Source organism: Paraburkholderia fungorum, from assembly GCF_046026025.1.
In the GTDB taxonomy this organism is placed as follows: Bacteria; Pseudomonadota; Gammaproteobacteria; order Burkholderiales; family Burkholderiaceae; genus Paraburkholderia; species Paraburkholderia fungorum_E.
The window spans coordinates 35342-48173 of the sequence record NZ_JAQQFL010000017.1 but is presented as its reverse complement, the minus strand read 5'-3'; the positions used below and the strand labels follow the sequence as shown (position 1 = coordinate 48173).

General features: G+C 61.1%; 12 protein-coding genes. 4 read left to right on the top strand and 8 right to left on the bottom strand.

The annotated features are described in order from the left end of the window. The first annotated feature begins 3 nt into the window (after window positions 1-3). Together lptM and lysA are read left to right on the top strand one after the other, a co-directional pair. The gene (lptM, locus tag PQR67_RS19555) at window positions 4-357 is read left to right on the top strand and encodes an LPS translocon maturation chaperone LptM (protein WP_408462616.1); all 354 of its coding nucleotides are present in this window, start codon (window positions 4-6) and stop codon (window positions 355-357) included. 9 nt (window positions 358-366) lie between these two features. Continuing rightward, window positions 367-1629 carry a diaminopimelate decarboxylase gene (lysA, locus tag PQR67_RS19550; protein WP_408462613.1) on the top strand — a complete coding sequence of 421 codons (1263 nt, stop codon included), beginning with the start codon at window positions 367-369 and terminating at the stop codon, window positions 1627-1629. Between the two features lie 78 nt (window positions 1630-1707). Here lysA and msrQ read toward each other — a convergent pair whose 3' ends face one another. The 5 genes from msrQ to PQR67_RS19525 form a co-directional block, all read right to left on the bottom strand. Next, window positions 1708-2409: a protein-methionine-sulfoxide reductase heme-binding subunit MsrQ gene (gene msrQ, locus PQR67_RS19545; protein WP_408462897.1), complete on the bottom strand. Its 702-nt coding sequence runs from the start codon at window positions 2407-2409 to the stop codon at window positions 1708-1710. 11 nt (window positions 2410-2420) lie between these two features. Next, the gene (msrP, locus tag PQR67_RS19540; RefSeq protein WP_408462610.1) at window positions 2421-3416 is read right to left on the bottom strand and encodes a protein-methionine-sulfoxide reductase catalytic subunit MsrP; all 996 of its coding nucleotides are present in this window, start codon (window positions 3414-3416) and stop codon (window positions 2421-2423) included. Between the two features lie 196 nt (window positions 3417-3612). Continuing rightward, window positions 3613-4824 carry a c-type cytochrome biogenesis protein CcsB gene (ccsB, locus tag PQR67_RS19535; RefSeq protein ID WP_408462607.1) on the bottom strand — a complete coding sequence of 404 codons (1212 nt, stop codon included), beginning with the start codon at window positions 4822-4824 and terminating at the stop codon, window positions 3613-3615. Between the two features lie 4 nt (window positions 4825-4828). Next, window positions 4829-7033 carry a cytochrome c biogenesis protein ResB gene (locus tag PQR67_RS19530; protein ID WP_408462604.1) on the bottom strand — a complete coding sequence of 735 codons (2205 nt, stop codon included), beginning with the start codon at window positions 7031-7033 and terminating at the stop codon, window positions 4829-4831. 116 nt (window positions 7034-7149) lie between these two features. Then, the gene (locus PQR67_RS19525) at window positions 7150-7803 is read right to left on the bottom strand and encodes a c-type cytochrome (RefSeq protein WP_408462601.1); all 654 of its coding nucleotides are present in this window, start codon (window positions 7801-7803) and stop codon (window positions 7150-7152) included. 217 nt (window positions 7804-8020) lie between these two features. On the opposite strand from PQR67_RS19525, the gene yihA reads away from it, so the two are divergent. Both yihA and hemB read left to right on the top strand, forming a co-directional pair. Beyond that, the gene (gene yihA / locus PQR67_RS19520) at window positions 8021-8674 is read left to right on the top strand and encodes a ribosome biogenesis GTP-binding protein YihA/YsxC (RefSeq protein WP_120345288.1); all 654 of its coding nucleotides are present in this window, start codon (window positions 8021-8023) and stop codon (window positions 8672-8674) included. A gap of 250 nt (window positions 8675-8924) precedes the next feature. After that, window positions 8925-9923: a porphobilinogen synthase gene (gene hemB, locus PQR67_RS19515; RefSeq protein ID WP_408462598.1), complete on the top strand. Its 999-nt coding sequence runs from the start codon at window positions 8925-8927 to the stop codon at window positions 9921-9923. Window positions 9924-10048: 125 nt separating this feature from the next. On the opposite strand, the gene dsbD is transcribed toward hemB, so the two are convergent. The 3 genes from dsbD to rplQ all read right to left on the bottom strand — a co-directional run bounded on the left by dsbD (window position 10049) and on the right by rplQ (window position 12825). Beyond that, window positions 10049-11923: a protein-disulfide reductase DsbD gene (gene dsbD, locus PQR67_RS19510; RefSeq protein ID WP_408462595.1), complete on the bottom strand. Its 1875-nt coding sequence runs from the start codon at window positions 11921-11923 to the stop codon at window positions 10049-10051. Further along, window positions 11916-12248, bottom strand: coding sequence for a divalent-cation tolerance protein CutA (gene cutA / locus PQR67_RS19505; RefSeq protein WP_408462592.1), 333 nt, complete (start codon window positions 12246-12248; stop codon window positions 11916-11918). Before cutA ends, dsbD begins: the two co-directional genes overlap by 8 nt. 184 nt (window positions 12249-12432) lie before the next feature. Further along, entirely contained in the window at window positions 12433-12825 is a 393-nt protein-coding gene (gene rplQ / locus PQR67_RS19500; protein ID WP_006052227.1) for a 50S ribosomal protein L17, read from the bottom strand. Window positions 12826-12832 lie beyond the last annotated feature (7 nt).

Below are 12832 nucleotides of genomic sequence, written 5' to 3'. Positions count from 1 at the left end.
GTCATGCGAGTCGTATCTCGGATGCGCGCGGCGGCGCCCGGCCGCGCGATTGTAGCGGGTTTAGCCATTCTCGCAGGTTGTGCACTTGCCGGCTGCGGACAACGAGGTTCGCTCTATTTACCCGTCGTACCGCCGCTACCGGCCAAGCCGGTCGATCGCACGCAAGCGCTGCCATCAGCGTCATCGGGTGAAGTGAAATCGGGTACGCCGAATGCCTCCCCGGCAGGTGAGATACCGGATACCTCCGGCGCGCCGCTCTCGTTGTCGCCGGAAACCGAACTTGCCGCGCCGCCCGCCGCTGGCGCCTCCGCTGCTACGCCTGTGCAACCTGCCTCCGCCGCCACTCCCGTTCAATAAGACTTTCGCATGACTCGATCCGCATTTGATTACGTCGACGGTGTGCTGCACGCCGAGGGCGTGTCCGCCGTCTCACTCGCCGAGCAGTTTGGCACGCCGCTGTACGTCTATTCGCGCGCCGCGCTCACCGAAGCGTGGAATGCCTATGCAGGCGCTTGCGCCGGCCGCCGCGCGACCGTGCACGTCGCCGTCAAGGCCAATAGCAATCTTGCGGTGCTGAACGTATTCGCGCGTCTCGGCGCCGGCTTCGACATCGTGTCGGGCGGCGAACTGGCACGCGTGCTGGCTGCGGGCGGCAAAGCGGAAAACACCGTATTTTCCGGCGTCGGCAAGCATGCGGACGAGATGCGCCAGGCCCTCGTGGCGGGCGTCAAGTGCTTCAACGTCGAATCGATTCCCGAGCTCGACCGCCTGAATGCGGTCGCGGCGGAAATGGGCAAGAAGGCGCCCGTCTCGCTGCGCGTGAATCCGGATGTCGACGCAAAAACACATCCGTATATTTCCACCGGCCTGAAGTCGAACAAGTTCGGCGTCGCGTTCGAAGATGCTCGCGCTACGTATCAAGCCGCCGCGGCGATGACGCATCTCGAGGTGGTTGGTATCGATTGCCATATCGGCTCGCAGATCACTGAAGTCTCACCGTATCTGGACGCGGTCGACAAGGTTCTCGAATTGGTTGAGCAGATCGAGCAGGACGGTGTGAAGATCCGCCACATCGACGTCGGCGGCGGTCTCGGTATCACATACGACGACGAAACCCCACCCGAAATCGGCGAGTTCGTGCGCACCGTGCTGGATCGTATCGAAGCGCGCGGCCACGGGCACCGTGAAGTGTATTTCGAGCCGGGCCGTTCACTGGTCGGCAATGCGGGTGTGTTGCTGACGCGGGTCGAGTTTCTGAAACCGGGCGCGGAAAAGAACTTCGCCATCGTCGACGCGGCGATGACCGATCTTGCACGCCCGGCGATGTACGAGGCCTATCACGCGATCGAAGCCGTCGTTAAGCGCGACATGTCCGCGCACGTGTACGACGTGGTCGGCCCGGTTTGCGAAAGCGGCGACTGGCTGGGTCGTGAGCGTCTGCTCGCCGTCGAACCCGGCGATCTGCTGGCGATTCGCTCGGCTGGCGCGTATGGCTTCGTGATGAGCTCGAACTACAACACCCGTCCGCGTGCGGCCGAGGTGATGGTGGATGGTACACAGGCGTATGTCGTTCGCGCTCGTGAAGAGGTCAAGCAGCTGTTTTCGGGCGAAACAATTCTCCCGGCGTAAACATCAACGCTCAAGCAAAATGAAAAAGGCGATGCCATTGCGGCATCGCCTTTTTCATTTGTGCACTGTACCGGGTGGTCAGCGCGTCTTCAACCTCCACTCGCGCAGCCAGACGATCAAACGCCATCCCAACAACGCGAGCATGATCGCGCCGTAAATCTTCGGCAAAACCAGGTCGTGCTTGCCCGCCTTCATCCACCAGAAGTGCAGGATCGCGAGCCCGCCGATCACATATATCGCGCGGTGCAACGTCTGCCAGCGGCGCCCAAGTTTGCGCACCATCGCGCGCGGTGACGTAACCGCCAACGCGATCAGCAACACGAACGCAGCGAAGCCCACGGTAATGAACGGCCGCTTGCCGATGTCCTTGAGAATCGCGGCAACATCGAACCATTTGTCGAACCACAGGTAAGTGGTGAAATGGAGCGTCGCGTAGAAGAATGCGTAAAGGCCAAGCATCCGGCGAAACCGGACCCATGCGGGAACACCGGTCAGTCGGCGCAACGGCGTCACGGCCAGCGTGATGCAAAGAAAAACGAGCGTCCACAGCCCGGTCGAACGCGTGATGAACTCGATCGGATTCGCGCCCAGCCGATCGGTCATGCCGAACAGAACGATGCGGGCGAGCGGAAACCACGCCGCAATAAATACCACGATCTTGGCCGGCACGATCCAGCGCGCACCGCTTGCGGGCCGCTTTGCGGCGACCGTGGCCGACGCCTGCGCGGCTCGCGGCACTCCGCGTTCGGTCCGGGTAACAGGTTGCGTATCGGAAGCCATGTTCACATCGCTCAAAAATTCTTCTTCAAATCCATGCCTTGATACAGCGACGCAACCTGATCGCCGTAGCCGTTGAACATCAACGTCTTGCGCTTGGGCGTGAAGAAACCGTCTTCACCGATACGCCGCTCGGTAGCCTGGCTCCACCGCGGGTGATCGACGTTCGGATTCACGTTCGAATAGAAACCGTATTCGTTTGACGCATACGTATTCCAACTGGTCGGTGGCTGCTTGTCGATGAAGCGGATCTTCACCAGCGACTTCGCGCTCTTGAAGCCGTATTTCCACGGCACCACCACCCGGATCGGCGCACCATTCTGATTCGGCAACACCTGCCCGTAGAGGCCCATCGTCAGCAGCGTCAGCGGATTCATCGCTTCGTCCATCCGCAGGCCTTCGGTGTAGGGCCAGTCGAGTACCGGCGTCGACAGGCCGGGCATTTGCGACGGATCGGCCAGCGTGATGAATTGCACGTACTTCGCGTTGCCGGTCGGCTGCACACGTTTGATCAACTCCGAGAGCGGCACGCCGATCCACGGAATCACCATCGACCAGCCTTCGACACAACGCAAGCGATACACGCGCTCCTCGAGCGGCGCGAGCTTCAGCAACTCGTCGATGTCGTACACCTTCGGGTTCCTGATCTCGCCTTCGACGCTCACCTTCCACGGACGCGAGCGCAACGTGCCGGCGTTTTGCGCGGGATCCGCCTTGTCGGTGCCGAACTCGTAGTAGTTGTTGTACGTGGTGATGTCCTTGTACGGCGTGATCTTGTCGAGCGCGACGAACTTCGCATTGGTCTTCGCGGCGAGCTTCTGCGCCTTCGGATCCGGTGACGAATACGCCGCCAGCGCTTCGCCATTCACGCCGATCAGCCCGCCGAGCGCCAATGCGCCCGCCGCTTGCAAAACGCGCCGCCGATTCTCGAAGACGCGTTGCGGCGTGATTTCGCTACGCGCGATGTCATCGCCGATAAGTTGAATTCTGTCGCTTCGCTTGATCCACATCGTGCTGCTCCTTGCCGGCCCATCGGTTGTCTATCTTACGGGGCCATATTGATGATCGACTCGTTTCGCCACACGCCCAGCATCCCTAGGTACTGTTCTAACGAACACCCTGGATGCAGCAAATATTCCGCCAGACGTAAAAAAACCGCCGGTGCGAAACACGCGGCGGTTCTTGGTCGGATCAAAACGGCGGATCTTACAGCTTGCCGTAGCTATGCAGCCCCGACAGGAACATATTGACGCCGAGGAACGCAAAGGTCGTCACCAGCAGGCCGGTCAACGCCCACCATGCCGCCACCGCGCCGCGCAGGCCCTTCATCAGGCGCATATGGAGCCACGCCGCGTAGTTCAGCCAGACGATCAGCGCCCACGTTTCCTTCGGGTCCCAACTCCAGTAACCGCCCCATGCTTCAGCGGCCCACAGCGCGCCGAGGATTGTCGCGATCGTGAAGAACGCGAAGCCGACGGCGATCGACTTGTACATCAGGTCGTCGAGCACGTCGAGCGGCGGCAGGCGGTCTGCCAGTATGCCGCGCTCCTTGGCCAGATACGCGACGCCGACCATGGCCGACAGCGCGAAGCTGCCATAACCGATGAAGTTAGCCGGCACGTGAATCTTCATCCACCAGCTTTGCAGCGCCGGTACGAGCGGCTGAATCTGCTGTGCGTCACGCGCAACCGAGTACCACATCAGGAAACCGACCGCCGCGCCGATCACCAGCAGCACGAATGCGCCGAGTGCACGCGTGTTGTAGTGCTGCTCGTAGTACAGATAGAACAACGCCGTGATCAGGCTGAACAGCACGAACACTTCGTACAGGTTCGAGATTGGAATATGACCGACGTCCGCGCCAATCAGATACGACTCGTACCAGCGCACCATCAAACCGACGAAGCCCATCACCACGGCGGCCCACGTCATTTTCGAACCGATCGCGGCGCCGGTCGGCGAACGCGACAGCAGGCCGATCCAGTAAAACACGGTGGCGAACACGAAGAGCGCGCTCATCCACAGAATCGCGGACTGGCTCGACAGGAAATACTTGAGGAAGAACGCGTTGTCCGCACGGCTGAGATCGCCGTGATAGATCTGGATCGCCAGCAGCGACAGCGCGGCGATGGCCACCATCAGCGGGCGCACGGGCTTCCAGCGCCAGCCCAGCACGACGAATACCGGCACTGCGCAGCACAGCACCAGCTTGTCGTAGTAATTCATGAACGGGTAATAGCGCATCAGCGCGAACCCGGCACCCGCGACCAGCAGGGCGGCGAACAGCCAGTCGACGATACCGAGCCGTTTCAGAAACGGCCGCTCGTCATACTGCGCGACGTTGAGTGCCTCATTCGCGAACGTCTTCTGCGGCCGCGAGGGTGAAGAGGAGGATGAGGAAACCTGAGTCAAGTCCATGTTCTTACCGGGTCGAATCTTGTGAGCGTGCGGACGGCGCGCCGGCCTTGCCGGAGGCGTCGGGTGCTTCGGTGAGCTTCGCGCCCAACGCGGCGCCGACAGCGTCGCGCGTTTGGACGAACTCCTTTTCGAAATCGAGCGTTTTGCGTGCACTCGACATCGCCATCACGACATTCGTGCCGTGATCGGTATCTTTGAGCCAGAACCAGAGGCGCCGTTCGCGGACGTAGAACATCGAAAAGATGCCCAACACGAGGAGCAGGCTGCCAAGATACACGACTTTTTTGCCCGGCGCGCGCGTCAACTGAAATACCGAAGCTTGCACCTGCTTGAATGAGTCAAGCTGCAAGTAGACCGGCGATCCATACAAAAAGCTGTCGGATATCGCGTTGATCGAGCTTTGGATGAAGCGGCTGGCGTCCGCATTGGCCACGGCATCCGGCTCGCCCAGCTGCTCGCGCGACAGTTGCCACAAGTCCCACGTCGCGCCTTCCAGCATGCGCAGCAGCAGGCCCGCGGCCTTTTCCTGCTCGCCCTTCGGCACCGAATGATCGATGAATCCGGCGACCGCCTGGAAGCCGCCGACCATCTGGCCGTTCGGCATCTTGATGCTGTTATCCGCACCGGCAAACAGGGTCAGGACACGCAGCGCGCTTTCTTCCAGATGCTGTTGCAGTTCGGTATTCGAACCCGGCACCGAGCGCAGCGCGAAACGATGAGCGGCGGCCGCCCGCATAGCCGGATTTTCAAGCGTGGCGCGCAGGTTCATCCATTCCTTGACGGTACCGCCCGTGTCGGCGGGAATCCGCAGATAGCGGAAAGGGTCGTCCGGATTCAGACGCATGCCGGCGAGGAACATTTTTTCGCCCGCAACGTCCACCGGCAGCATGTAGTTGTTGTACTCGCGCGCCTGCCCGTCCTTGTCGCGCACTTTGTATTGCACCGACGGTCCGACGTTATGCAGGTCGAGTGGCTTCGAAGTCTTGGCGCCTGAGCCGAGACGCTCGTCGAACGCCTCCTTCAACGTGCGATGCGCGGCGACGCCACGGGCATCGGTCTGACCGCTACCGTTCGAGACGTTTTCGACGTTAATTGCACGGAAATCGGTGAATTCGACAGTCTGCCCGTCAGCCAGCGGCGTGGCCGTGCTCAGCGGCGCATTGCCGCCGATCGTGCCGCCGAACGGCGCGGTCTTCGCGCTCGCGCCGGACATCGGGTACGCGGTCATCTGCATCTGCGAGCCGCCGTCCTGGAAGCTCGACTGGTAAATCGATACGCCGTCGTAAGTGAACGGCTTGTTCACCTCGACGCGCGCCGGCACGCGCGCGCCCGTCTGATGGTCGACCACGACAATGTCGCTCGCGAACAGCTTCGGCATGCCCGTGGAGTAATAGTCGACGATGAACTTGTTCAGCTCGATCGAAAACGGCAGATCCTGGATCAGCGAGCCGTTCGGCTGGTTCAGAATCGCCGTCGACACATGCTGCCCTTCCGGCACCCACGCGTAGCCGCGGAACGTCGGGTTCGATTGCGACAGGCGATGTTCCGGCGGAATGTCATTGATCACCGTATTGGCACTGATCGGCGACTTATTGAACAGCCACATTTGCAGCTTGATCGGCAAATTGCTGTCGAGCAGCCCGCCCAGACAGATCACCACAATCGCGATGTGCGCGGAGATGTAGCCGAACTTGGTCAGTGCACCGCGCTTGGCGGCGATCAGCGTGGCACCGTCCGACTCACGCGTGACGAACTTGTAGCCGAGTTTCGCCGAGAGTTTGGCAAGCACCGCCGCGGTCTGCGCACGTGAGCCGTGCACCGCGAACTCGCCCTTATGATGGAACGCGCGCAAGCTGCCTTCGCGGACCTTGTCCTTCCAGCTCTTCGCGTCCGCGACCATCTTTGGCGCATTGCGGATCACGCACAGCGACACCGACACCATCAGGAAACCGAGAATCAGCATGAACCACCATGAGCTGTACACCGTGTACAGGCTCAGCGAGCGGAAGATGTCCGCCCAGAACGGGCCGAACTGATTGACGTAGTTGGGATAGGGATCGTCCTGCGTGAGGACGGTGCCGATGATGCTGGCGATCGACAAAATCACGAGCAGCGCAATCGCGAAACGCATCGAACTCAAGACCTCGATGATGCTGCGCGCGATGCGATTGCCCGACTTCGACTGCAAACCCGACGTGGTGACGCTCATTCATACTCCGACTGAACAGCAAAAAAGGGTGAAGGGCTGTCGTAGACACGACGCCCTCACCCTTTTCTTGTTTTGTACCGGCCTCGCCGGACCGGTTGCACTTGCGTGCGGACTTCCTAGTGCAAGCCCGCGATGTAATCGGCTACAGCCTTGATCTCGCTGTCCGACAGACGCGACGCGACTGCATGCATCGCCTCATTGTTGTTACGTGCGCCCGGGCCCTGCGTGAACGCGGTCAACTGCGCCACCGTGTATTCGGCCCACTGCCCCGACAGCCGCGGATACTGGGACGGAATCCCCTGACCGGTCGGCCCGTGGCAGCTCGCGCACGCCGGCACGCCCTTATCGGCAATCCCACCGCGATAAATCTTCTGACCGAGCGCAACGGTATCTTTGTTATGCGCGTAGCCTGGCTTCGGGGTCTGCGTCGAAAAATAGGCAGCCACATTGGCCATGTCCTGGTCGGACAGCGCCGCAGCCATGCCCGCCATGATCGCATTGTTGCGCGCGGGTTGCTTGGCGCCAGGCTGCGTCTTGAAATCCATCAACTGCTTGACGAGATACTCGGGGTGTTGGCCCGCCAGCTTCGGATAGGCACCACCAGCACTGTTGCCGTCTGCTCCGTGACACGACGCGCAAACCTGCATTGCGATTGCCTGCCCCCGATTGACGTCCGGCTTTGCCGGATCTGCTGCTCGTGCCTGAATTGCCAAACCTGAAAGACCCGCTGCTACTTGAAGCACCATCAGACTCTTGCACAGTCGATTCATTCGCACACCCTGTCTCGTCTTGTGGGATTTTAGAGGTTTTGCAAGATACGACAGCGACTGAGTGACCGCTAAGAGCCGCCAAGGCACGCTGGCTGGTCCCCTCAGGTTTTCAGTAAACCATCGTATTGTACAATAACTCGCTAATCGCTAAGACGCCAGTCGGGCTTGACCCGTCCCCACTACCGGGTTCCCCGGCGTCTCGAATCCTGGCCTGATCATGTCCTTCCTGCTCCACCAATCCCGCTTTTTCACGACCGTCAATCACTTGCGTGATCTGCCGGCCACTGCGCAGCCCGAAATCTGCTTTGCGGGACGCTCGAACGCGGGCAAGTCCACGGCCATCAATATTCTGTGCAATCAGAAGCGCCTCGCCTTCGCCAGTAAGACGCCTGGCCGCACGCAGCACATCAATTATTTCTCGGTGGGCAAAGCGGACGAGCCGACCGCGCACCTGGTCGACCTGCCGGGTTACGGTTATGCGGAAGTGCCGGGCGCGGCCAAGGCGCACTGGGAAGCGCTGCTCTCCACCTACCTGCAATCGCGCTCGCAATTGCGCGGCATGATCCTGATGATGGATTCGCGCCGCCCGTTGACGGATCTGGACCGCCGCATGATCGAGTGGTTCGCGCCGACCGGCAAGCCGATCCACACGCTGCTGACCAAGTGCGACAAATTGACGCGCCAAGAGAGCGTCAACGCCTTGCGCGCGACGCAGAAAGGCTTGGCCGAATATCGTACCGCCGGTTACCAGGGCGAATTGACGGCGCAGCTCTTCTCGGCGCTCAAACGCGTCGGCATCGACGAAGCGCACGAACTGATTGAAAGCTGGCTGATCCCCAACGCAAAAGGCGAAGCAGACGCGCCGCAGTAACCGCCAGGCTTATCCCCGCCATCGAAAAAGCGCCTTTCCGGCCGCCCATAAAAAAACCCGCCGCATTAACGGCGGGTCAAACAGCCTAATCGAAAAAACGACAGGCACCCGCTCAGGGAGGAGAAGCGGGGAGGTCAGCGCAGGGCGCCTTGCTCGATCGGTATGATATACCATTGTCTCGAAAAGTTTCCGGGAGCGGAGGCAGGCGCTACTTGTCCACTCCACACATCCACGTTTCTTCGATTCGTTTATGAGCTTCTATCCGCACTACCGTCCGCGCCGCATGCGCCGTGACGACTTCTCGCGCCGTCTGATGCGAGAAAACATCCTCACCACGAACGATCTGATCTATCCCGTGTTTGTCGTCGAAGGCACCAACGTGCGGCAAGCCGTGCCGTCGATGCCGGGCGTCGAACGCGTCTCGGTGGATCTGCTGATGGGCGTGGCCGAGCAATGCGTCGAGTTGGGCGTGCCGGTGCTGTCGCTCTTCCCGGCCATCGAACCTTCCTTGAAGACGCCCGATGGCCGCGAAGCGACGAATCCCGCCGGGTTGATTCCGCGCGCGGTCCGCGAACTGAAAAAGAATTTCCCCGATCTCGGCGTGCTGACCGACGTCGCGCTCGATCCGTACACGAGCCACGGCCAGGACGGCGTGCTCGACGAAGCCGGTTATGTGATCAACGACGAAACCGTCGAGATCCTCGTGGAACAGGCCCGTGCGCAAGCTGAAGCGGGCGTCGATATCGTCGCGCCTTCTGACATGATGGACGGCCGCATCGGCGCGATCCGCGAAATGCTCGAGAGCGAAGGCTATATCCACACGCGGATCATGGCTTACGCGGCCAAGTTCGCGTCGGCGTTTTACGGCCCGTTCCGCGATGCCGTCGGTTCCGCGACGAACCTCGGCAAGGGCAACAAGATGACCTACCAGATCGACCCGGCAAATTCGAATGAAGCACTGCGCGAGGTGCAAGCAGACATCGAAGAAGGCGCGGACATGGTGATGGTCAAGCCCGGCATGCCGTATCTGGACATCGTGCGCCGGGTGAAAGATGAGTTCAAGTTCCCGACCTACGTGTACCAGGTCAGCGGCGAATACGCGATGTTGAAGGCCGCCGCGCAGAACGGCTGGCTCGATCACGACAAAGCGATGATGGAATCGCTGCTGGCGTTCAAGCGGGCTGGCGCGGATGGTGTGCTGACCTACTTCGCGCTGGATGCCGCGCGGATTTTGCGCTCGGAAAAGTGATCTGACCCGGCATGCCGTCCTGGCGGGCGGCGCTAGTCTGAACGCTTAAAAAGAAACGGAGGCGGACTTTTCAGTCACGCCTCCGTTTTTTTGTGCAGGCCCGCGCGGACGAACCGCGCCACCGACTAGGCGCCGGGCGCACTCACGCGATCGAGGCTGCGCAAGAACTTGTCAGCGGACTCGTATCCAACGACGCGCAACACTTCCTTGCCGCCTTGATCGAAGAAGATGATGCCAGGCGGCCCAAACAGGCTGAACCGTTTAAGCAGCATCTGATCGTCGGCGTTATTCGCGGTGACGTCGGCGCGCAGCAGGTTCATCTGCTTCAACTTCGCCTGCACACGCGGATCACTAAACGTGAACTTCTCCATCTCCTTGCAGCTCACGCACCAGTCTGCGTAAAAATCGAGCATAGCGGGCTGCGCAGCCGTTTTGACGGCCTCATCCAACTCGGTCGAAGACCGCACGGACGCGAACGTCAGATCACCCTCTGAGGTGGTATCCGCCGCTGTGGAGGCCCCTGGTACGTTAGCCCCACCGCCGCCGCGCGCGGCCAGCACTGCTAGTGGACGCAGCGGATCGGATGAGCCTGCGGCGAGACCAACCAGCAACACCGCCGCCCAGATTGCCAGCGCCGCGCCAATACCCCGGCCAAGCCGGCGCCAGATGCTAACGCCCACCGCCGGGGCCGAGAAAAGACCGAGTCCGGCGGCGGCAATCAGCAACCACAGCGCGCTTAACAGCATTGCCGCGGACGCACCGAGCACCGGCCAGACAATCCACAAAGCAGCGGCAAGCAGCACCACACCGAAAAACACCTTGACGCCATTCATCCATGCGCCGGCGCGCGGCAGCACCGTGCCGGCGCCAAGTCCGATGATCAGGAGCGGCACACCGAGCCCGAGTCCCATCGAAAACAGCGCTGCGCCGCCGAGCAATGCGTCGCCCGTATGCGCGATGAAGGCCAGCACGGCAAATAGCGGCGCAGTCATGCAGGCGCCGACTACTAACGCGGACAGCGCGCCCATGACGGCCACTGCGGCAAACTTGCCGCCGGAACGCCCGCTCGATGCGCGCGACACGCCGTCCTGCCAGCGCTGCGGCAACGCGATGTCGAAGCCCGCGATCAGGGTCAACGCAAAAACCGTCAGCAGTACGCCGAACGTGCCGAGCACCCACGGATTCTGCAACCAGGCACCGAGACTCTGCCCAACCAGCGCTGCGGCAATGCCAAGCGCCGTGTACACGAGCGCCATGCCGATCACGTATGCCAGCGACAACGCAAAACCGCGAGCGCGCGTCACTCGCGCGCCTTCGCCGATGATGATCGCGGACAGGATCGGAATCATCGGATACGAGCACGGCAGCAGACTAAGCACGACGCCTGCCACGAAATAGAGCCCGATGATCGCAAAGAAGCCGCCGCCTTGAAGTAGCGATTGGGCATAGTCAGCGCTGGTGGCGCGCTCATACCATGAGGCGCCCGTTGCTGCGGATTGCTGCGTGGCGGTCGCCGCTGCGGCACTCCCAGCCGGCTGCAACGCCTCACCACTCACGCGATACACGCGCTCCATGGGCGGGTAGCAGATACCGGCATCGGCACAGCCTTGAGACGTAACAGCGAGATCAAACGGCCCTGCCGCCTGTTTCACCGGGATACGGATCGTCAGCTCATTCCGATAGGTCTCGACATTCTTGTTGAAGGTCTGATCGAACTTGACGTGGCCAGCCGGCAACTGCGGTTCGCCGATCGTCGCCGCGCCGTTGCGCGTCGCGAAGGCGAAACGTTCGCGGTACATGTAGTAGCCGTCCGCGATCTTGTAGGTGACGTCGACTTCGCCGGGCTTCTCGGTCGCGCTGAATTTGAAGGCGACGGCAGGATCGAGAAAGTCGTCCGCAGCGTGCGCAAGCGTGCCGAACTGCGTGGAAACCAGACAGCCAAGCAGAAAAATGAACGTGCGCAGCGCATTGCGCGCAACTCGGGTGGAACCGTTAAACATGGAGAGGACGTTGGGTTTCAGCTGTGAGCCACTGGCCGTACGCGGCAGAGGCCGTAGCTTGCCACGAGAGGATTTCCGGCGTGTCGTAGGGATGGTGCGCCTGAATGTACTGCTCGAGTTCCAGCGCGCGTGCATTGCTCGTCTTGAACAATAACTGAATCTCCTGCGCCGCTTCGATCGTGCCCTGCCAATGGTAACTGGACTGCACCGCCCCCAACTGAGTGACGCACGCACATAGCCGCGCGGCCAATGCACCCGCAGCGAGCTTCTGAGCAACGGTGGGATCCGGTACCGTCGTCAGAATCAAGGTTACATTCACGCTCACAAAGGCTCCGGACCGGCACGATTCAAGTGCCGATATCGTATCACCTAGCCTTGCGATGCCGCAGACGCTGCTCCTGTAAGCATGCGGCATTTGGCCGCCGCAGCCGGCATGCCGCACGGAAACTCGCCGCAATAAACAAAAAAGCCAGGCTCGGTGCCTGGCTTTTTCTTCGATGCTAAAAAGCTTACTCAGCTTCTTGCACTTCAACTTCTTCGACTTCCGGACGGTCCAGCAATTCGACCAGTGCCATCGGTGCGTTGTCGCCGACGCGGAAGCCGAACTTCAGGACGCGCAGGTAGCCGCCCGGACGGGTAGCGTAACGCGGGCCGAGGACTTCGAACAGCTTCGTGACCGAATCACGATCGCGCAGGCGGTTGAACGCCAGACGGCGATTTGCCAGCGACGGCTTTTTGCCGAGCGTGATCAGCGGCTCGACGACTTTACGGAGTTCTTTCGCCTTCGGCAGCGTCGTCTTGATGACTTCGTGCTCGATCAACGAGTTGGACATGTTACGGAGCATTGCCAGACGGTGGCTGCTCGTGCGGTTCAGTTTCCGCAGACCATGACGGTGACGCATGTTAATT